The sequence below is a fragment of the Mucilaginibacter sediminis genome (genome assembly GCF_051903035.1).
Lineage (GTDB): Bacteria > Bacteroidota > Bacteroidia > Sphingobacteriales > Sphingobacteriaceae > Mucilaginibacter.
On sequence record NZ_CP170602.1, the window covers coordinates 5,348,247 to 5,370,449 of the forward strand.

Annotated in this window: 17 protein-coding genes; 3 read left to right on the top strand and 14 right to left on the bottom strand. The window is 44.2% G+C overall.

Going from position 1 to position 22,203, the window contains the following annotated elements; all coding sequences use genetic code 11:
* Positions 1–5: 5 nt before the first annotated feature.
* Together ACFGVS_RS22235 and ACFGVS_RS22240 are read right to left on the bottom strand one after the other, a co-directional pair.
* Positions 6–653, bottom strand: coding sequence for a Crp/Fnr family transcriptional regulator (locus ACFGVS_RS22235; protein WP_274211045.1), 648 nt, complete (start codon positions 651–653; stop codon positions 6–8).
* A 93-nt stretch (positions 654–746) separates the two neighbouring features.
* Positions 747–980: a hypothetical protein gene (locus ACFGVS_RS22240; protein WP_090638907.1), complete on the bottom strand. Its 234-nt coding sequence runs from the start codon at positions 978–980 to the stop codon at positions 747–749.
* 166 nt (positions 981–1,146) lie between these two features.
* Between ACFGVS_RS22240 and ACFGVS_RS22245 the strand changes: the two genes are divergently transcribed.
* Complete coding sequence (locus tag ACFGVS_RS22245; RefSeq protein ID WP_439695628.1) at positions 1,147–3,024, top strand: chloride channel protein; 1,878 nt, start codon at positions 1,147–1,149, stop codon at positions 3,022–3,024.
* A gap of 52 nt (positions 3,025–3,076) precedes the next feature.
* Here ACFGVS_RS22245 and ACFGVS_RS22250 read toward each other — a convergent pair whose 3' ends face one another.
* The 6 genes from ACFGVS_RS22250 to ACFGVS_RS22275 all read right to left on the bottom strand — a co-directional run bounded on the left by ACFGVS_RS22250 (position 3,077) and on the right by ACFGVS_RS22275 (position 14,345).
* Positions 3,077–5,869: a bifunctional fucokinase/fucose-1-phosphate guanylyltransferase gene (locus ACFGVS_RS22250; protein WP_439695629.1), complete on the bottom strand. Its 2,793-nt coding sequence runs from the start codon at positions 5,867–5,869 to the stop codon at positions 3,077–3,079.
* Between the two features lie 364 nt (positions 5,870–6,233).
* Entirely contained in the window at positions 6,234–7,283 is a 1,050-nt protein-coding gene (locus tag ACFGVS_RS22255) for a DUF4097 family beta strand repeat-containing protein (RefSeq protein ID WP_439695630.1), read from the bottom strand.
* A 103-nt stretch (positions 7,284–7,386) separates the two neighbouring features.
* Positions 7,387–8,079, bottom strand: a complete 693-nt coding sequence (locus ACFGVS_RS22260; protein ID WP_439695631.1) for an SIMPL domain-containing protein — start codon at positions 8,077–8,079, stop codon at positions 7,387–7,389.
* 444 nt (positions 8,080–8,523) lie between these two features.
* Positions 8,524–9,615, bottom strand: coding sequence for a phosphatidylinositol-specific phospholipase C1-like protein (locus ACFGVS_RS22265; protein WP_439695632.1), 1,092 nt, complete (start codon positions 9,613–9,615; stop codon positions 8,524–8,526).
* 82 nt (positions 9,616–9,697) lie between these two features.
* On the bottom strand, positions 9,698–11,326 hold the full coding sequence (locus ACFGVS_RS22270; protein ID WP_439695633.1) for a RagB/SusD family nutrient uptake outer membrane protein: 1,629 nt from the start codon (positions 11,324–11,326) through the stop codon (positions 9,698–9,700).
* A 22-nt stretch (positions 11,327–11,348) separates the two neighbouring features.
* Positions 11,349–14,345 carry a SusC/RagA family TonB-linked outer membrane protein gene (locus tag ACFGVS_RS22275; protein WP_439695634.1) on the bottom strand — a complete coding sequence of 999 codons (2,997 nt, stop codon included), beginning with the start codon at positions 14,343–14,345 and terminating at the stop codon, positions 11,349–11,351.
* A gap of 468 nt (positions 14,346–14,813) precedes the next feature.
* Between ACFGVS_RS22275 and ACFGVS_RS22280 the strand changes: the two genes are divergently transcribed.
* Positions 14,814–16,301, top strand: coding sequence for a sensor histidine kinase (locus ACFGVS_RS22280; protein ID WP_439695635.1), 1,488 nt, complete (start codon positions 14,814–14,816; stop codon positions 16,299–16,301).
* A 113-nt stretch (positions 16,302–16,414) separates the two neighbouring features.
* Positions 16,415–17,101 (top strand): LytR/AlgR family response regulator transcription factor, encoded by a 687-nt coding sequence (locus ACFGVS_RS22285; RefSeq protein WP_439695636.1) that lies wholly within the window; start codon positions 16,415–16,417, stop codon positions 17,099–17,101.
* Positions 17,102–17,126: 25 nt separating this feature from the next.
* Here ACFGVS_RS22285 and ACFGVS_RS22290 read toward each other — a convergent pair whose 3' ends face one another.
* The 6 genes from ACFGVS_RS22290 to ACFGVS_RS22315 all read right to left on the bottom strand — a co-directional run bounded on the left by ACFGVS_RS22290 (position 17,127) and on the right by ACFGVS_RS22315 (position 21,995).
* On the bottom strand, positions 17,127–18,335 hold the full coding sequence (locus tag ACFGVS_RS22290; RefSeq protein ID WP_218152477.1) for an acyltransferase family protein: 1,209 nt from the start codon (positions 18,333–18,335) through the stop codon (positions 17,127–17,129).
* A 412-nt stretch (positions 18,336–18,747) separates the two neighbouring features.
* On the bottom strand, positions 18,748–18,918 hold the full coding sequence (locus ACFGVS_RS22295; RefSeq protein ID WP_274211035.1) for a DUF1059 domain-containing protein: 171 nt from the start codon (positions 18,916–18,918) through the stop codon (positions 18,748–18,750).
* 102 nt (positions 18,919–19,020) lie between these two features.
* Positions 19,021–19,650: a Crp/Fnr family transcriptional regulator gene (locus ACFGVS_RS22300; protein ID WP_439695637.1), complete on the bottom strand. Its 630-nt coding sequence runs from the start codon at positions 19,648–19,650 to the stop codon at positions 19,021–19,023.
* 65 nt (positions 19,651–19,715) lie between these two features.
* Positions 19,716–20,684, bottom strand: coding sequence for a zinc-binding alcohol dehydrogenase family protein (locus tag ACFGVS_RS22305; RefSeq protein WP_439695638.1), 969 nt, complete (start codon positions 20,682–20,684; stop codon positions 19,716–19,718).
* Between the two features lie 133 nt (positions 20,685–20,817).
* On the bottom strand, positions 20,818–21,411 hold the full coding sequence (locus ACFGVS_RS22310; RefSeq protein ID WP_439695639.1) for a Crp/Fnr family transcriptional regulator: 594 nt from the start codon (positions 21,409–21,411) through the stop codon (positions 20,818–20,820).
* Between the two features lie 194 nt (positions 21,412–21,605).
* Positions 21,606–21,995: a hypothetical protein gene (locus ACFGVS_RS22315; RefSeq protein ID WP_274211031.1), complete on the bottom strand. Its 390-nt coding sequence runs from the start codon at positions 21,993–21,995 to the stop codon at positions 21,606–21,608.
* Positions 21,996–22,203 lie beyond the last annotated feature (208 nt).

The following is a 22,203-nucleotide window of genomic DNA, read 5'->3' on the forward strand; positions in this document are numbered from 1 at the left end:
ACCGCCTACACGCCTGTTTCTTCTGTCAGTTTAAGCAATAAGCCCTCGTTTTTAATAAATATGCTTTTGCCGGCTATTTCAATGATCTTTTCCTCAACCAGATCATTAATGGTGCGAAACAGTGATTCGTATGCGGCACCGGTAAATGCGGCCAGGTCCTGCCGACTCAGGTCGATGTCAATAAACCCATCGGCATTGATACCGAATTTATTTTTGAGGGAGATGAGCGCCTGCGCAACCCGCCCTTTAACGGGCATATGCGCAAGGTTCCGCATTCGCTTTTCAGATTCCTGCAACTCATTAGCAAAAAAGCGCATAAGCTTTATTACAAAGCTATTGTTAACGTTCAGCGTCGATTCCAGGAAATCCATGCTGATATAACAAATTATGCCGGCCTCAATAGCCGTAGCCGATACAGGATAATAACCTGTATCGCCAAGCCCCAGGTGGCCAACAATATCGCCTTTTTTGGCAAAACGCAATATCAACTCTTTTTCGGCATCCCATTTCTTGTGCACTTTTACTTTGCCCTCGTAAACAAAATAAATTCCTGTAACCGGGTCGCCTTCTTTAAATATTGCCTCGCCTTTTTTTACAACATAGTTTTTTCGCTGGGCCGCAATAGCCGGAATCCAATCTTTTAAGCAGTGCATGCACAAAAAGCAGCTTTTTAAATCACAAACGTTTTTACTTTTTGCCATGTATGAATGCCCCGTTTATATTGGCAAATTGCCTGTGCGAAATTATTAAAAGTACCGGCCTTTTGGCTGCTCCCAGGTAGCCATGTTAAAAATAATTCCTAATATGGCAATTACCGAGCCGCCAAACACAGGCCATGGGAATGATTTTGCGCCATTAATGTAAATTGTCCAGTTGTGTGAATCAACCGCGTTAACTGTTTTTAAATTGGTAAAGGTTAAAAAACCAATAATAATGATGATAACCCCTATCGCCATTAATGCATAACTGAATTTTTTCATGTTACTATCCTTGTAATGTTTTTAATAAATTCCGCCACAAACTTTACAATAAAATATTGCATGTGCAATGTTTTATTGTAAAGTTTTTTCATAAAAAATCTATTTTATATTACTTTTGCAATAAAATAGACGCCCATTTATAATTATGCGGGCTGTAATATTCATCATGAAACAAAAAGAAACAGGCATTCCCATCTCGCCTTCCTTAAACGCCATTAATAGTCATCAGGATAAATTAACCTTAAGCCGTACTACAAAAAACAGGCTCTTATATATTTCGGCATTATCTGTTACGGTGGCAATAGCCATCAGCATTATAGCCAAGGGCCTTATATACCTCATTAATATTGTAACCAACATATCTTTTTACGGTTTGCTTGATGTGCATTTCCATAGCCCTGCCGCTAACCACCTGGGCCTGTGGGTTATTATTGTGCCGGCCATTGGCGGGATAATTGTGGGGCTAATGGCCTTATATGGTTCAAAAGCCATCAGGGGGCATGGTATCCCCGAAGCCATGGAACAAATACTAACTAACCAAAGCAAAATAAAACCTTCTATTACTTTTCTAAAGCCCATATCATCGGCAATTGCCATTGGCACCGGTGGGCCCTTCGGTGCTGAAGGGCCAATAATTGCAACCGGTGGGGCATTAGGATCAACCCTTGGCCAATTATTAAAAATTACCGCCAATGAGCGTAAGGTTATCCTTGCTGCCGGTGCAACCGCAGGCATGTCGGCCATATTCGGCACCCCTATAGCGGCGGTGTTATTGGCTATCGAGTTGCTTTTATTTGAGTTTTCGCCCAAATCTATTTTACCGGTCGCCCTGGCTTGTATAACGGGGGCTGCAGGTCACCACCTGTTATTTGAACCGGGCCCGGTTTTTCCTATGCCCAATTTAGCGGTGCCATCTAATGGGGCATTAGCCATTTATAGTGGTATCGGCCTGTTTATCGGATTTTTATCATTAGGGATTACCAAAATCGTTTATTTAATTGAAGATTGGTTTGATAAACTCCCCATTCACTGGATGTGGTGGCCTGCCTTAGGCGGCCTTGGTGTTGGTTTAATTGGATATTTTGCCCCTCATACGTTGGGTGTGGGCTATGATAATATCATCAGCATTTTATCGGGTACCATTCCGTTACTGCTTATTTTGCGTTTATGCTTTTTTAAATTTCTGTCGTGGGCAATTGCACTGGGTAGCGGCACATCCGGCGGCACGCTTGCTCCCTTGTTAACCATTGGCGGCGCGGCGGGGGCTATCACCGGCGCAGTTATTTTAATGTTTTTTCCCAATTCGGGCATAACCATACCAATGGCTGCGTTGCTGGGCATGTCATCTATGTTTGCCGGTGCCTCACGGGCGTATTTAACCAGCATTACCTTTGCGCTCGAATCTACCATGCAATCAAACGCCTTACTCCCTTTGCTTGGCGCTTGCACAGCATCGTACCTGGTATCGTTTTTTTTAATGGAGAATACCATCATGACCGAAAAAATTGCCCGCAGAGGGGTAGTCACTCCTGTTTCATTTGAGCCCGATGTGCTGAGTAAATTATCTGTAGTTGATGTTATGAACAAAAGCTTTGTTATACTAAACGCCCAAAACACGGTTAGTGAAGTAAAAGCCACGCTGCTGGCCCACAGCACAAACACCCATGATTTTATTGTGGTTGATAAAAAAGGCAATTACACAGGTACAGCCAATTTAGCCGATATTTATAATGATACACTGGCCGACAAACTAACCCTCGCTAATATAGTTCACCCATCAACATTAACGATAAACAGCAACACATCATTACGCCAGGCGGCCGAATTAATGGCAAAGCATAGTGCAGAACTGGTAGCGGTTACATCGGCAGAAAATACAATCATCGGCAGCCTATCCTGCAAAGAAATTATAGCTGCATATGGACTCCATAATAATGAGGCCGATGAAACAGCACAGCCGATATCCCTAAAAAGGCAACGGTTAAAAGTGTTGAGCAAAGGGCGAAGGCTGATGAATAGCAATACAAAAGAGCCGGGCAATTAAATTAATGGGGTTTTGGCGGGGTGCGAGTGTGCCCCCCTTGCTAACCCTTACATTAACTCCTTGATGTCTTAAATCCATCCCGCGAAATAGACCAATCAACAAACCTCGCCCTGTTATTAAGCGGGTTGGCGTTCAGAGCGCCACGCACCTTTGCCGCTGCGGCCACATCCTTTGCAAATATTAGCATGTATCCACCGCCACCCGCGCCCAGTAATTTACAGCTAATGATATAATCGCTGATGCGATCAATAATAGCCTGAGTTTCCGGAGTATTGGTACCGCCATCCAACCGCTGGTTAAGCTCCCAGCTAATGCCTGTAGCCTCGGCCACTTGCTGCAGGTTGCCGTATTGGAAAGCTTCGTAGGTTTTAAGGGCGTGATGGTTCATTTCTTCCAGGATGCTTAAATAGCTATTGCCGTTAAGAAACATTCCCTTCACAATTTCGGCCAGGATATTTTTAGCTATCCGGGTAATTCCGGTATAATATAACAACACAGATGCTGCAGAAGCATCGGTAAAAATAAACTCAGGCGCCCACCGTACTGTGGGCTTTTGAAAAATACCCGGGTTGCTTTCCAATAGCTTAATTCCACCAAAAACACCGCCATACTGATCCTGCCAGCCGCCGCCGGTTGTTAACATTTGCTCCAAAACCAGTGTTCGCGAGCAGATGGCATATTTATCCCATTTCAAATCGCAAAAATCGCTTAAGGTGCCCAATACCGTACTTGCCAGGATTGAACTTGTGCCTAAGCCCGATCCCTTGGGTATAGCAGCCAACAACGTTACCTCGATGCCCATACCAAAGTCTTTCAATTGCTCTATCAGCGAACCGTACCTGTTTGCCGAAAATTCCGGAACAAAACCAGCCAGGCAAAGCGCCGCTTTGGGAATACAAAATGCCGAACCGACTGAATTATTATAATCATTTAATTGCTGATAAGTGGTTATATCCTCCCTTACACCCAAATCAATAGATCGCAGCGTGATAACATATTCGGCAGACGGTTTTATGAATACCTGCAGCGGAGGTTGGCCATTAAGCTCAACAGCCAGGTTTAGTACCTTCCCGCCGTTTATGAGGCAGTTTGGAGGCGTGTCTGTCCAACCACCAGCCAGGTCGAGCCTGATTGGGCTGCGGCCCCAAACTATCTGGTCGGACATTACATCCAACCGCGGCGCCGCAAGTTCAGCTTTGGCCGTATCAACAATAGTTTCGGCAAGCAATCCAAATGCTTTTGCCTCGTAGGCGGCAGCGGATGGATCGTTTGAACCTAACACCTCGCTCCTGAACATCTGGTCGTGCAGGCGCGTTAACAGCGGGGCGTCATCCGGTAAAGCAGGCGGTAATGTTAGCTTTGCATTTTTAAATATCCCGGCAGCATTCTTCAAATCAAGCTGATAAAAAACAGATTGTTTCCAGTTAGCTGCCATACTTTGCAGGTTACTTTCTAAAAAAGTTTCACGCTGGGCGTACTGGCGGTAAAGGTTTATTTCATCGGCAACATCAGCGGCGGCAATTAACCGTTTTCCCTTTGCCTTGTAATTACATGGGTTATCAATCAGGTCCTGTATCACCTCACTGTTCAAATCTGCCGCATCAAATACAGGGTAAACAGGCTCGTTAAACCAGTCGGCAGCCGAATAACCGTTATTTGCATTTATTCCCCGTTTGGGTAATTGGGGGTTGTAAAAACCATAAACCCTTACACACCATTCATCGTTATTACCAATGGGTATAAAATCAAGACATGTTTCCTCGGGCAGGTTAAGCGTCCAATCATTTGCAGGTGCTCCTGTAATAACATGTTTACTACTCAATTTCCAGGTGCGGGCAATATCACTATTCTCAATCCAAATCGAATTGTTTGCGCGGGTAAAGTCAATCCTGGTGATCGCGTTTTGAGTAAACAGGTCGGCGCTGGGTTTTATTTTATTATGCCATATCTCTTCCTGGTTTTTCACCAGGTTTTGCAGCTTATCGGTCGATTCTATCAGCTCGGCGCTGGTTCCAAAATGGTAAAATTCGCCTTTAGGGAGCGGCACAATTGCTACTTTTAACTGATTGATGGCATCGTCCTTCAACGTTGGGTTTTTGCCCAGGGCCTGCCCAAACTCTGTGTACATATCATAAAACGAGGGAATGCCGCCAGCAAACGAGTTACTATCTTTATCCCACCCGCTACGCTCAAACATCAATTCCATGGCTTTAGGGCTAAACAGCCAAACGCCGATATCGATAAAAAACAGGTAGTTAGGTTGCAACTCCTGCAATTTTTGAGCTGTGGGTTTTTGCAACGCAAAGGCCAGCTGTTTGGGCGAGCTTTTGTGTGCAAAAAAAACACCAAAATTAGATGCTTTCTCGGGCCGCTCCCACAGGCCGAAGCAAACAATATCCGCATCCGGAATTTCGGGCAATACGCCCCCTGCACGAATAAGCACATCGCCACTGGCTACCAGGTGATTGAGGCTTTTGGGGGCTTTGTTCAATATTTCTTCATACAGCGGTAATTGCAGGTCAATCAGCGTTTGGCCTATGCGCTGTCCTCTTTTCCAGCTAAAGATGGGCATGGGTGTAAACACTTTGCCTACGGCCGCATAGGCCGGCAAACGCCGGCTTTGGCCCCCTGCATGGATAATCAGCCGCTTCTCTTTGCGTAACCAATTATTTATCGGGCCTATAGCATTCTCCTCTTTACTGGCTTCATACAATAAATTAACTGTTCCGCCACCCGAGCCAACTTTGCCCTCTTTAGGGTCCGAGCTGAAGTAATAGTTTTCTTTGGCAAAATGGTGGTCGCCAAATTGTTTAAAGGCCGGAGGAATGCTTATCAGTTTTCTCATTTATGCTGGTTGAAGTCGGGGCGTATGAAGATACACCTAATCAGTAAAAATCGTAACTAATAGCTTAAATGGATTCAACTATTTGAGCATATTATTCATTGTTTATTGCTTCAATATCCCTGAATCCTTAAGCCACAAGTATTTGTTTTAAAAGTAAAAACCCTATCTCAACAACCTAAAAAAATAGCATTTAAATACCTAACCATCAATACCATACACAGCAATCATCCACCATCTAAAGCAACACAATTGCTCATGCATTTTTTTTGAAAACCGGAGTAAAGCTGTTATTTTTCACTAAACACAAAAAGCCCCTGATCTTCCGACCCGGAGCTTCCTGTATATGGTTGATTGGTTTGTTTGCTTAGTTAAACTTAACGCTTACGTTACCGCTCGACGCTTCGGCTGTCACCGGCGCACCTCCTCCGTTCACCGTGCCTTTAATATGTTCATTGTCCCACTGCCCGGTAAAGCCACTTATTTTTGATGGGTGCTGGTTAATACCGTCGCCACGAATATCGAGGTTTAGGCCCTGGTTTGCCGGCAGCTGTAAATCAATATTACCCGAGCTTACGTCCAGTTTCAGGAACTTACCCACTTTAACCATTTGTGCACGCAGGCTTCCGGCGCTTGTAGATGCGTCGAGGCTGCAGTTCATGCCTTTAAGGTCGATGCCGCCGCCAGAGGTGCTGGTTACCAGTTCCCCTTCAATATTGTTACCTTCAACACCGCCGCCGCTGGTATGGGCATTTACGGTACCTTTTAAATTTTCGAGGCGTAAGCCGCCGCCCGATGTTTCCAAGCTGATTTTTCCGGTAAGGTTTTTGGCCTCGATGCCACCGCCGCTGGTTTGCAGGTTAATGTTATCACCGCTGTTGGTAACTCGTATTCCGCCACCAGATGTTGTACCTTTAATTGTGCCGTAAAGCCTGTCGACTTCCAATCCTCCGCCGCTGGTAGTAAATGTTTCATTACCTTTTAAGTTATCTAAACGGATACCTCCGCCACTGGTTTTCAGATTGGTAGCAACCTGTTGCGGAACCAATATTTTAAACGAGATACTGATTGATTTTTTCCAGTTGAAGCTTTGGTTTTCGTGCTTGTTTTTGGCAATGGCCCGTACTTCGTGACCGGTTACGGTTACACTCAGGTCGTAATCCTCGTCCAGGCGTTTTTTGATTTCTTCTTTTGACAGATCACGGCCGTTATTGCCCCTGATGTACACTTCAACCCTTGGAGCCTGCCCGGCGCGTCCGCTTACTTCTATACCGCCGGCCGATGTATTTACCACAACGCTGTTGATGGCATCACTTGCCAGGGATTTTGTCATGTATGGCGTTTTGCCATCGTTATCCTGCGCTATAGCCGCCATGGTTTGGCAGGCCAGCAATGCCGAGAGAATATATGCTTTCATGTTGTTTTGATTTATGTAGATAAGACTGAGGCACGGCCTGATTCGTTGCAGGAATGGATAATTATTTGCAGCCGCCTTGACGCCTGCCTGTTTTAATCCGGTTTTACTTTATCTCGAAAACAGCCTGCACCTGGAAGCTTACTTTTATCTTTTTATAGTTGATGTCAGATTCGGCCGGTGCCGCTTTGTTGAACATGATAGTGTTGGTGTACTGCGGGACCGATGAACTGAAATAGCTGGTTGCAGGATCGGTTTCATTTATGGTGATGGGGCGGCCTAATTTTTCGCCCAGGGCATCAAGCATATAAGTTGCTTTATCGCGGGCAGCAAGAAGGGCCTTAATCTTAAGCTCCCGCTTTAGTTCGATTATTTTAGAGTATTCGGAACTTTGTACCTCGGTAGCAGAAATGCCTTTGGGGTTTATAGCGGCCAGTATCTTGTTGTATTTATCAAGGTTGTGCACCAGGATATGGTATTGCTTGCCGGCCATAAAATCGGGAGCTCTTTTCTTTTGATAATAATTGTTCCAGGCCGAAACATCGTCGATAGTGAAATCCTCTTTAGGGATACCGGCATCTTTAACCGCTTTTTCAAGCTGAGCCTCCAACTCATAAATAGGCACGCGTTTTTTGCCATCCATAAATTCCTGTAGTGCGATAGATACGATGATATTATCGGGTGTAACTTCGGTTTCGGCAGTACCGGTAACTACAATGGTACGGCGCTGATCGGTTGATTGTGCGAATACGGGAGCAACAAGCGCGAACAGGATGACAAGGGTAAGTAGTTTTTTCATGTTGTGTAAAGTTTGATGGTTAGTTTTAATTACTACGATAACGTAAGGTAGGGACATTTTGTGCAGAGACGGAGAAATATTTTGCTTTCGATGATAAAGCAGCCGAAGACTTAAAAAAATTTTAAACGGTATAGCCATCAACAATTTGTTGAAAAAAAACAGCATTAATTAAACTTCTCAAATCTGGAATTATTAAACCAGGAAAGCCCCGGACTATCAAAGAGGGCACTGAAAAAGTCCTTTAAAATCAAAGGGGCACTTTTACAGATAAAATGGAGGCGCTGAGAATCGTCTGTACGAAATCACTCTCCACCACCTACCCGAATACGCCAACGAAAAAGAGGTTGTTTTCAATTTTGAAAACAACCTCTTTTGATAAATAGCCACTTTTTCAGTGCCCTCTTTGATAGTCCGGGGCTTTCCTTCGCAACTTTAAATGGCTTATTATTTTGCACCAACAGCCGCCGTCGCCTTAAACAATGGGTCAACTTTAAAGTAGGTGCCATCAGCAAAACTGATTACGTAATCTGATTTAAAGTGTGTGCTTTTTTTGTAGTAGTCGGTACTGATAATTTGAGCGCCCGATTTTTGCGCGGCGGCAAATGAGCTTTTATCATTATTGCGGGCTTCCTCGGTGTCCGAATCAGCACGGGTGCGGATGATATAGCCTTTTTTTACCAGTGCTTTTATTGCAACAAGGTCTTTTTTTGCGTTGTTCATGATATGGATGGCAGCTTCGGGCGTGCCGGGCATAGCATCGGCAAACAGCACCCTGCCTTTTAACGATGGGTGGCCGGCTATATAGGCGGCCCTTTTTTTGCCTTTTTCATCAAGGATAAATATAAACTTCCCTTTAGCTGCTTTTAGCGTTGGCCAGTTGTTATGTAATACTGCTGTTTCAAGGGTTTTATATTTGCCCCGTACATCGTCGGGGGTTATTACGTATTGTTTGCCCAGGTTATCCAAAATCTCTTTATCCAAAGCGTTAAATGTGGCCGATGTGAATTTTTCGGGGATGGTAAAGCGCGGCTTCTTCATCGGCTCGTCCTTGGCATTCATAGTAATAAAAACAGGGTTATGGCCTGGATGCGTGTCGCTCCATTTTTTTAGCTCCTGCAGGCAAAGTTTAAAGGTTTGACAATTGCTGCGGTAGTCGATATCCTGTATATGAAAAACCTTAAAGCCGGGCGCTTTCATTACGCCATCGGTATCAAAAGCAGGTTGGCCGGGTGCCCAGTCCAATCCTTTTGGGTGGGCGTATTTACCGCCTTTGGCATCAGCGTAAACATCTATTTCCAGGGCGCCCAAACCTAAATTAAGCTGATCTGACAGATCGACGTGTTCGTAATCAATTTTGCTCATGCCCACAGAATCGCGCTGCTGCAAAAATTTAAACAATTTGGGGTCGATGGCCCGCTTATAGCTATTGTGCGATCCGATTACCTGGATCTTGTTGATGGTAATATCATCGGTATCGTTTTTTAAAACCGTGAGTGGGAATAAAAGGCTGATGAGTAAGCCGCTAATGAGTTTCATGGTATTATATTATTTAGCTATCAAATTAAAACGAAATAAGCGCAAGAGACGTGTCCTTGCGCTTATTATCTGTCAAAAAATATTAATAACCAGGATTTTGCACCAGGTTAGGGTTTGTTTTTAATTCGGTTGATGGAATTGGGTATAACCTGCGGGTAGGATCGGTATTCATTTTCAAATCGTCTGTTTTACCACCGGCAACCGGCAGCGGATACTCTTTTTCAAACAACCCATAACGGATCAGGTCATTACGGCGCCATGCTTCCCATGAAAGTTCACGTGCGCGCTCATCCAGCAAGCCATCCAAATCAATGGATGAGGCCAGCTGCGCGTGAGCGCGGGTACGAAGTTTGTTTACTAATGTAAGCGGGATTTGCACTTCGCCGTTTATGGCTGTTGGTGTCGCCCCGCGCAATATAGCTTCTGCTTTCATCAGGTACACATCGGCCAAACGGAATACCGGTACATCATTACTGTTTAACCGGGTTGCCTGGATGATGTTAACATCCGGATAATATTTTAGTGAACGCACGCCTTCTGATTGTGAAGTAAGCACATCGTTGCCCAAATCCATTGGCTTTAACCCGGTTAAGGTTAACGTAGGAATAATGTTTATTTGTGTGTTTGGCGGAACACCTGCGGCTCCCACAGGATAGTAAACCGGCTGATTAGTAAAGCCGCCATTCCCATCTGGATAATATTGCGGTCCAGCCAGCCATGTTTTGGTACGGTCGTCGCCCGGAATATTAAAACGATTGTAAAACTCGGGCGTAGTACTCATGGCAATACTTAAACCCACGTTAAAGCCGTATGCATTAGCCAGGTAGTAAAAGAAACCGAAACGGGTAAACTGGTTGCCCGGTATTTGCTGATCGTAAGGTACTGCAAAAATGGTTTCATTAATTGCCGGGCCATTGGTTGGCAAAAATATGTCCCTGTATCTGGCATCCAGGAAGTAGTTGGCGTTGGCCTGCACGCTATCGCACATGGTAACGGTTTCCTGGTAACGGGTGGTACCGGTATACACGCCGGAGTTGAGGTACATTTTTGCAAGCAAGGCAAACACCATACCTTTTGTTGGGCGGCCATACTGCGATACGTTTGTTGCTGCATTGGCGCTTTTAGCGGGCAATAAAGGTAAAACGGCTTTAAGCTCGCTTTCAATAAACGCGTATACCTTGGCACGCGGCTGGTTGGCAGGTTGTACAGTTACCGGAAAATCGGTAATGATAGGTACGTTGCCATACAGGTCCATCATGAAATAAAGGTACAGGGCGCGCATTGCTTTAACTTCGGCAATAGAGGCTGCCTTTTTTGTGGCCGATGATGATGAAGCGTTAATTACGCTGATGATACGGTTACAGGTGTTGATACCCCCAAAACCCCATTGCCAAACACCTATTACGTTAGGGTGGTCAAACGTCCAGGTGTGGTAGTGTAATTGCCTGTACTGGCCGCCGTCGTCAAAGTTGCCATCACGGGCGGGCAATATGGCCTCATCTGTAGACATGTCCTGCATGCGCCAGTAAGGCACCGCGTAGCTTGCCGATAGGTTTGAATAAATAGTGCCCAGCAATGCGGTATAATCGGCATCGGTAACCGGGAAATTTGTTTTTACGTATTGTGATTCAACAGGTACATCTAATTTTGTACATGAATATGTGCTCATGATCACAGCAATTGCGGCACATATTATAATTATCTTTTTCATCTTTTTATCTCCTTCTGATTTTTTAGAATTGTGCCGTTATGCCTAAGCTAAACGTGCGTGTTTTAGGATAGAAATCCTTATTATCGATACCCGGTGTCAGGCCGCCGATATTAATTTCGGGATCAACACCACGGTATTTGGTGATGATAAAAATGTTATTTCCGGATGCATAAAAACGAAGGCTTTTAAAGGCCTGGATATGTGGCTTGATGGTGTAACCCAGTGTAGCGTTATCTAAACGCAGGTATGAACCACTTTCAAGGAAACGATCAGATACGAGGTAAGCATTGATATCTTTAAATGATTCGCCTAAGGTAAACGTTGGGATATTCTGCAGCTTTGAATCGGCAGGGTTGTTTAATGAGGCAAGGGTTGCATTCAATACCTTGTTGCCATACACGCCACGTACCAGGAAGTTAAGGTCGAAGTTTTTATAGAAGAAACTGTTGCTCCAGCCGTAAATCAGTTTCGGTTGGGCATCGTACTTTATAAACTGATCGGAGGTAAGCGGTTGGGTAGCCGTTGTTGATCCGTCGGCCTTTTGATAGGTACTTACGCCGTTGGCATTTTTACCTAAGTAATGCCACAGGTCAAACGTGCCGATAGCATAGCCAGGCTGAATGATCTGGCTGTAGTTGCCTGATTGACCTTTACCGCCCAACTGTGCTGTTTGAATAAAGTTAAGGCCAAACTGGCTGTTTGACAGGCTTTGTACAACGTTTTTATTATGCGAAACATTGAATGAAGTACGCCAGGTAAAATCGCGTGTTTTTACAGGTACCGCGTTGATAACAACCTCGATACCGCTGTTTTTAATTTTACCTACGTTAGCAGTATAAAATGGATAAAAATACAATGTTGTTGACACCGGGTAAGTGTATATCAGATCGGACGTTTTCTTGATATAGTAATCTACCGAGCCGGTTAAACGGTTATTAAACAAACCAAAATCCAAACCAACGTTGGTGGTTGCGGTACTCTCCCATTTCAAATCGGGGTTATCGTTACGTACAGGGCCAATAGGGTTAACAATGTTGCCATTGCTTAAAAATTTACCGCCGCCCGGAGGAACGCCGTAAATTAACCTTGCGGTAAAGGCATCGAAGCCCAAACTGTTACCTGATACACCATAGCCTGCCCTTAATTTCAGGTCGCTGATAACCGGAATGGATTTCATAAACTCTTCGTTAGTGATCTTCCATCCTGCAGAAACAGCCGGGAAATAACCATGGCGCTGGTTAATACCAAATGCCGAAGAACCGTCTTCCCTCAATGAAGCCTGTAATAGGTATTTGTCTGAAAACTCATACTGAGCACGTGCATAAAACGATACAAACCTTAATGTTGAAATATAGGCCGGGTTAAATACTATTTGCGAAAGCTGGGTAGGATTTGATAACGCAAGATAGTTGTAAGTTAAGGCATCGTTTGAGAAGTTTTGTGTTTGCACACCAAAACCGTCATTGTTACGATCCTGCTGATAAGAGTATCCACCCAATAATTTCAACGAGTGCTTTCCAAAAACACGGTCATAATTAAAATAAGCTTCAACAACATTGCTGGTATTAGTATAGGCACTGCGTACAGCAACGCCGTTTTGGTTAACATAGATACCCGACTGGCTTGTAGAGTATGTGTTTACATTGTTCTGCTCTTTTTGGGTTGACCCAGATATGGTAAACTTTAAACCTTTTAATATGTCGACAGAAGCAAAACCATTGATGAGCGTTTTGTTATTTTCTGTTTTGGTGAAGTTGTTGTTAATTAAACTTAACGGGTTTAAAGGGCCGCTACCTGTACGGGAGTAGTTTTCTTTATAGGTGCCATCAGGGTTAAAGGGGCTAACCGTTGGCAGGTAGAATAAAATACCCGATAACACCTGGCTTTGAAATATATCGTTGTTTTTGGTAACGCTGTTGGTAAGGGTGATACCCAATTTTAAACGATCATTGAAAAAGCGCTGGTTGATATAACCTTTGTAAATAGTACGCTCAAGGCTGGTATTTCTTAGTATACCATTGTTTTTCATATAGTTTACACTTGCACCATACTCCGAATTGGTACCGGCGCCGCCGTATGAAAGGTTATGGTTTTGAGAATAACCGGTTCTTTCGGCAAGCTTTTGCCAATTGGTATTGGAGCCGTCATCATCAGTTGGCTGGGCCAATGCTTTTACACCGTTGTCGGCCAGGTATTGACGCAGCTGATCGCCGGTAAGTACGTCGATGTTTTTTGATACCTTCTCAACAGCACCATAAGCGCTGTAAGTTAGCCTTGTTTGCCCCGCTTTGGCCTTGCGGGTAGTAACTATAATTACACCGTTTGCGGCACGCGAACCGTAAATAGCTGTTGACGATGCATCTTTTAACACATCAATGCTTTCAATGTCAGCCGGCGCAAGCAGATCGATAGAAGCGCCTGGAACACCGTCAATCACATAAAACGGCTGTTGTGCAGCACCCTCGCGCAGGGTTGATGGCCCCCTTAAAATAGTTGCAGGCTGTTTGTTAGGGTCGCCGCTTTTGGTAATGTTTAAGCCGGCTACCTTACCTTGTAAAAGTTCGGCGGGAGTGGTTAAAACACCTGCGTTAAAGTCTTCGGCCTTTACCGAGGTAATGGCTCCGGTTACATCCTTACGGCTTGCTGTACCATAACCAATAACCACAACATCCTTAAGCTGTTTGGTATCGGTTACCAAAGTAATATTTACAACGGTTTTGCCGCCTACGGTTACTTCTTTAGGTACCGAACCTAAAAATGTAAATTTCAAAACATCAGCAGCACCGCTAACCGTAACCTGGTAAACACCGTTACTGTTGGTGGTGGTAGCTTTGCCCGTGCTTTTAACCGTTACCACAACACCGGGCAGGGGGGAATTGGTTTCGTCGGTAACGGTACCTTTAATTTGGGTGCTTTGCGCAAATGCGCTTGCGGAGGCTATCAGCATAAAAAGCAGCAGCATGGCTGCTTGCCTTGCGTGGTAAAATAGCCTTAAAATGAATCTGTAGTTTTTTTTCATAGTTCTTGATTTAATTTATACCCTTTTTGATGTAAGATGATTGCCGACCCAAAGAATATTGGCCGACGATATTTTTGTGCAAAAAAACGCTAATGTTGTTAGCATGAGATAAAATAGATGTTAACTTATCGGCAAATGGGAGCCGGGCAGATAATTGGTTGTACAAACAAAATAAATCAATTTAGCGCTGATTTTTATATAAATTCAAAAAATACAAGCATTTTGCAAATACCAGATATTAACTAATGATTAACAGTGCTTTAAGAGATTTTTAACAAGTGTAAATGTTACACTAAATGAGCCGGGGAAGGCGGTGGGGAGAGTAATATAACGGGGCGGTAACTTCAAAGCCGGTCAGGCAACGTCGTTCGTCACATTTTTTGGATGGTTCATCACATTTTAATAATTGGGCAAAATAGCTTTTGTACCATTGTACCGGAAAACACATACACCTTAATCACAAACGCAATGTTTAAGCAAATAACCTTTAAGTTTAAAAACGACGTAACCCGGATTGAGTTTTGGGTAGTAACAGGCTGCATTATAGCGGCGTTGATACTTTCGATATTTGATATTATACGCAATAATCAGATAGCAGCCAATAACATGATCCAGGCGGGCCAGCAAGCGGTTACCCCCGCACTATTGAGCGCTACGCTGATGCCCATTCTGTTTAGTTATCTGGTAACATTTATCATCTATCTTTTGCTTTGCTTTTACCTGACACCTGCTTTTGAAGGTGATGGCGGTACGGCATTAAACGGCTCGCTGCTAATATTTATTTTCATCGCACTCAGTTATTTAGTGGGTATTATCAGCATCTATTTCGCGGCATTGCTGGCGCTAAAAATTCTGTTCATTTACTTTAACCGTAACCGCCAAAACGGCGAAAGCGCTCTGTATTATGAAGCTTCTTTGCTTACTGCATCGTGGATACTAATTACCATTGGGTTGCTTTATGTATCCACCCCGGTTATGCTGCATTTTTATATTTTGTATGATGTAGCCGCAGCAATGGTTTTATACCTATACGCCGTACATGTGCTATTGCCAAACGAGAAATTAAAAAACAAGAATATCATTTATTATTTCTTCCGGATGTTCCTGCTTGCGGCACTATCGTCTCTTGCGGTGTATCTCATCTGCTTATCCTTTAAAGGCGGAAGCGGATTAAGCAGGCCGGCTGCCATATTTGTGCTGGTTATTGATATTGGCGACGCAGAAAACATCGCATGGTTGGTTTTTCTCAACTTTTTAACGCAATTGTTTATTGTAATGCCGCTGGCCCGCACTACCTACAAAAGGCGCAACGCTAAAAAAGACGAAGAAATTAAAACCCTTAAAACCGAGTTAGGCCAATCAGACGCTAACCTTAACTTTTTAAAATCGCAAATTAACCCACACTTCTTATTCAACGCGCTAAATACGCTGTATGGCACCGCCCTGCAGGAAAATGCCGAGCGCACCGGCGAGGGCATTCAAAAACTGGGCGATATGATGCGTTTTATGCTGGAAGAAAACGTGCGCGACAGGATCCTGCTATCGCGGGATATTGATTATCTTAAAAATTATATCCTGCTGCAAAAGTTACGTACATCTGCTTCATCATCTATCATTATTGAAACCCAGATTGAAGATTACCAGGGCGCCCTCATGATAACACCGATGCTGCTGATCCCTTTTGTAGAGAATGCCTTTAAACATGGCATAAGCCTGCAAAACCCATCGCATATAAAGGTTACCCTGCAAACCGATGGCAACACGCTTTACTTTGATGTGCACAACAGCATCCACATTCGCCATGATAACGACCCCGAAAAAGGGCAAAGCGGCATTGGGCTTGATAATGTGAAACAAAGGATAGCACTACTTTACCCCAACCGGCACGATTTAGTTATCCGCGAAAACGCCAAAGAGTTTTTTATACACCTAACGGTGCAGCTGGATATTATATAGAATTTACTAATTAATCTTACTTTAATCCTTTTATCAAACAGAAAATCAATATATTAGCTTTAGTCTTTGTGCATTCTGCTTTTTAGCTTCCATATAATAATTAATTTTAAAGAATGATAGCCATTGCCATTGATGATGAACCCATAGCGCTTGATGTAGTAAAATCGCATGCAGCCAAAGTGCCGTTTATTGAGTTGGCAGAAACATTTACCAACGCATTTGACGCGCTGACCTACCTGCAAAAAAATAAAACAGATTTAATATTCCTTGATATTAAAATGCCCGATATCAGCGGAATTGATTTTTTGAGCAGCATCACCAGCCCACCGATGGTTGTTTTTACAACGGCTTACTCGGAACATGCGGTAAAAAGTTTTGAGTTGGATGCTATTGATTACCTGCTAAAACCTTTTTCGCTGCCTCGCTTTTTAAAGGCCTGCAATAAAGCCCATGAGCTGTATGAGTTGCGCAGCAAGCCCGGCAGCACCGACGAGGTGACATCTCTATTTATAAAAGACGGTTATGAACAAATTAAAGTTAAAATGAATGAAATCCTGTTTATTGAGGCCGCGGGCAACTATACCAAAATATACCTGCATGGCGGTAGTTCATTAAGCACCCGGATTACCATTACAGATATGTTGCTGATGCTACCCGCCAAAAAGTTTATCCGCACGCACCGGGCTTTTATAGTTGCCCGCGATAAAATCAGCCGGTTTGACAGGGCCCAAATTAATATCAATGAGCACAGCATTCCCATTGGGGCTACTTACGCACAGTGCATGCAGGAGTTTTATTAACACAGCCACCTGCCGAAATCCTGCCTTAAATTTTAATGAATATTTTTTTACGATACATCCAAAACAGGATAAGCCATTGTATTGCCAGCACAAGCGCGCCTTTAATGAGTGTACTGTAAGCATCGCCAAAAATCATATCATAGTTACGGCCCAGGTGGATGTATAAACTCTCGCGGATAAAGGAGCCAAAACCATCGGCCAGCACGTAGGCTGCTATGGAGTTTGTGCCTATCATTACCAGCAACAGCGGCCATTTTTTATGCCCCGCCGCATCAATAACACCGTAAAAAAAGGATAGCAATAAAAAGCAGCATCCGCCGCTAAACAATACCCAGCCGGGTGTCCAGATGCGCTTTACAATGGGAGCGATACCTGTAAAATGTAATAAGGCCGCAATGGCTATAAAACCAATCCCGGTTAACACAAAGCGGCGCACCAAAACAAACGGAGCGGTTCCTTTACGCAGTTGGTTGCCGGCCAGCAAGCCAATAATCATGGTGCCAAGGGTTGGTATAAAGCTTAGGGTGGCATAGCCCCCATTATTGTGAGTAAAGACGGACTCGCGAGGGAACAGGTTTAAAAACCAGCGATCAAAGGCCCAGGCCAGGTTGGTGTTTTTGTTCCAGTGGGCGGCAAAGCCTGTAAAATTATGTTCCCAGTTTGGGGGTACACCTGCCGCCGCGTAATCAAAACCACCGCCCGGCAAAGGGTATGCTGCAAAAGCCGCCCAATACCCTACAAGAATTACAACGAGCGCAATAATTTGTATCCGCTGCCTGCAAAATCCCAGTAAAAAAAGGAAGGTGTATCCCAGGCCTATCTGGGTCAGGGTATCTTCGAAAGTAAAATACGTTTGTTTAGACCACATGGAACGCAAAAAAATGCCCAGGGCAATAAGTATAACCGAGCGCAGCAAAGCATGCTTTAACAATTCGGAGAACTTATCGCCTTTAGCCATGCGGCCGGCTATTGAAAAAGGCAAAGCAAGGCCAACCAAAAATGAAAACGACGGCTGGATCATATCATGCAGCGAACAACCGGCCCAGGCAACGTGATCCTGGTTAAAGGCCAGAACACTCCAAAACGTACTTCCGGGCAGCTTGCTATAAACTTCCTTAAATGATAGCGCCTCGCCCATCATCAGCAACATCACAAAGCCACGGTAGGCATCAACCGAAATTAGCCGGCTGCCGCCGATTTTCGCAGTTTCTGTTGCCGCAGGAGAGTTTTTCATTTGCCCAGGGGTTTTATTTACATGCAATATCGATAATTGCTTGATTTTTAAGCGCCCGGCGCAAAAAAAATAATACCCCGAACGCGCTACCGTGTGTACACATCTCTAAAACAAAAAAAATGTCATTTCGAACGAGGTACGAGGAGAAATCTTATACGCCCTGCATCACAACAAGCCCATCGGAATGCAGGGCGTATAAGATTTCTCCTCACCCCGCCCGCGCAACCCATTGCAGGTTCGTTCGAAATGACATTTTTTTTATTATTGGTACGTTTCCAAAAGATGTGTACACACAGTAGCCGAAAGGGGAGGCAACTGCGCTACATATGACAGATATTGCATGGCGGCGAAGACTCACCCTGCCCCGATGCATCGGGGCAGGGTGAGTCTTCGCCTTCGTTCAACGGAACGATTAAGCCTCTTTGATGAGTGTTTTTATCTGCTCGGCCATTTCGGGTGTAACCTCGGTACCGTGAACAGTGCGGGCATGCTCGGCAGCAATGGTTAATACTTCTTCTTCCGTGTTTGCGGTTACAACAGCATCGCAGGTAAAGCCGGCATCGGCACAGTGTAGCGTTTTCATAATTTTGATTGTTTTAAAGAGTGATTATTTATTATAAACCAAAACTACAAGCGCCCGGCCCCTCAAAACGGTATCAAAAGATACACAGGCAAAAATTTATTTTTAAAGCACATCTATTCGGCCACGGTACAGTTTTATTTTTTGCTGCCGTTCAAAATCCTTTAATATCCGCGATATTACCACCCTGGTTGTACCCAGTTCATCAGCCAGTTGCCGGTGCGAAAAATGAACCGAATTGCTGCCTTCATTTCGCGCCCGGTTTTTTAAGTATTCCATCACCCGCACATCAATATGCTCAAACACGGTCACCTCAAAATTGCTGATCAATTCATCATACCGCTTCCTGAAAATATTCATCACGTACCTGTTCCATGACGGATATTTAAGCTGCCACTGATCTATCAAACCGGCCGGGAATATGAGCACCTCCGTTGGTTCGGTAACTACTCCGTGCGATGTGCTTTTGTTATTAAAATAGGCTGCGGCAAGCGACATGGTGCAGGTTTCTTCGGCCTTCACATAATAAAGTAGAAATTCCCTGTCGTCCTTTTGCTGAAATACCCTGATTGCGCCTTTAATAACAATAGGCAAAAACTTTACATACTGCCCATCGCGCACAATAACATCGCCCTTATTAAAGCTTACCACTTTGGCATGCTCCATCAACTCCGCCTTAAATTCAGGCTCGTAAAAAAACGGGATTTTGGCAAGGAAATCGCTGGTGTTACTCATAAAGCTTCAGGTTAAAACATACCACCTAATTTACAATTATCAGCCTGCTTTACAGCCATATCGCTTTAAATTTCTACCACAATTTTCCCTTTTGCCTGATTGCTTTCCATATAGGTGTGCGCTTCGGCAACCTGGTTAAGCTTAAACACTTTATCAACGTTGAGTTTAATTTTTCCGCCGGCTACCGCATCTATAAATTCCTGTAAGTGGTCTTTATGCAGGTTGGCGGCATCGCCCATATAAACTGTGAGACGGCCGAGTGACGGTATATCGCCCATCGGGGTAAATTCATTCATCGTCCAGCTGCCGCCCAGTATCCCGGTCATGCAAACTATGCCTTTGGGCCTGATGCATTTCAGCGAGTCTTTAAGGCTGGCAATACCAACCAGCTCCAACACCTTATCAACGCCCTGCGGATATATTTGCCGGAGTTTTGAATTAACGTCGCCATCGTCGATGATGACATGATCGGCGCCGTTGTCTTTAAGGTGGACAACTTTAGCTTCATCCCTGGTAGTTGAAACCACCGTCAGTCCCATGCTTTTCGCCAGCTGGCAGGCCAGCATGCCAATTGAGGACGTACCTCCCCGAATAAGCAGTGTTTCGCCTGTTTTTATTTCCAATGCTTCATTCAACGAACCCGATACGGTCTGGAACATTTCGGGGATGGCACCAAGCACTGCCCAGGGCATATCGCTTTCAAACGGGAAAACGATGGTTTGGGGAACAAGGGTGTATTCGGCATACCCTCCATCAAATTCGCGGCCCATGCCGCCCATGATGGCTGCTACTTTCTGGCCTTTCTGGTATGTACCCGATGGATCATTCTCCACCTCGCCCACGCATTCAATACCCTGTACGCGCGGGAACATAACACCCGGCGAGTGGCCCTGCCGTGTAAACAACTCCGACCGGTTTAAGCCGAAAGCTTTTATTTTAATTAATACCCAGCCTTCTTTTGCCGCCGGTATAGGTAAGTCCTGTATCTGGATAACTCCGGGCATGCCGGGTTGTGGGGTTACTGCTGCTTTCATGTTGCTGTTAGTTTTTAGGGGCGTTTAAATGCCAATACTTGTCCTGGTAACTTCGTTGCTTTTGTTGCACAAAGGTGGCGGTATAAGCGGGGAATTGCCTATAAAGTAGTTTAAGAAATACCCTTAATGTAGTTTAAGGATGTAGCTGTTTTTTTGCGATGTCTTTACGCACCTTGCTCAAAAACTCGGGGGTAATGCCCAGGTACGATGCTATCTGCGTGCCTGGCAGGCGCTGGTATAAATGGGGGTATTGTTTAATGAACGACAGGTAGCGCTCTTCGGCTGTTGAGCTGATGGTTTGCAGGATGCGGTTTTCCTGCTCAACAAAACGATCCTCTACAATTACCCTGAAATTTCTGTCGAATTTGGGGTTGTTGGTGAACAGGTAAAACAGGTTGGCCTTGTTTAACTGGTAAATAACAGCCGGCTCAATGGCCTCAATATAAACGCGGCTTGGTTTTTCAAAATAAAAACTATCAATCTCCATTAGCCAATCGCCTTCAGCAGCAAACTGCAGGTTATGCTCAGTCCCTTTTTTATCAACCTGGAATTTTTTAAAACAGCCTTCGGCAACAAAGGTGTAATGTCTGCAAATGTCGTTTTCCTGCAGAATGAATTGGCGACGTTTAATTTTCCGTTCGGTCACCCGTTGGGCAAGGTCGGCCTTTTCTTCCGCATTAAGGGGCAGGTATTTATCGAAACAGGAAAGAAGTTTGTTGATAGACACTATATTGTATTACGAGGCACTAATATACAGAATGATATTAACAAGAAGCCATTCCGGGTGGTAAAGCGTATCATGATGTTTCCCCAGAATATCGAATATTTTCGGGCAAACACATGTGATGCGTGTCTACAAAAAACGGGGCTTCTGTTCCCCGGAATGCCCCGGGCTGCCTCCTTAAATCCCAGCCGATAAAATTACTTTGGGTACTCTTCTTCGGTAGTTAACACCACCCGGGTAGGCATATCTGATGATGTTGGGAAAAAACAGGCCGTTTCAACAACGTCCTTATCGCCCGGGTTTAATACCAAATCGGCTTCGCCTTTTGATTTGGCTACTACATGCCCCATGGCATTATAATAGGTAGCACATACATAAACATTTCTAAATACTTGTTTACCAGTTGTTTTTATAGTGGCGTGCACATAATACAGGCCCTCGGTAACATCATATTTATCACTGGTTTCTACAATTTCAACTCCGTTTAACCCGCCGGTTGTTTCAATATCTACAGGTGGGTTCCCGCTTTCGTTTTGGCAACCGCTTAACAGGGCGCTCAATGATATCATGGTTAAAAGAATTTTCATTTTGCTTATTATTAAGTATTCATAATATATGACACAAGCGTCGTGCCGAAAAAAATATAATTATATAATGCCGATTTTAGCTGTACATCATATATGTTTCTGAATATTAATCAGCGCGTATGTAGCGGGCTTATATGTTAATAAAAAGTTCCGGTTTCATTAATTTGAAAGTATTTAATTGGTTTGTCAGCATTAACACTAATTTTGT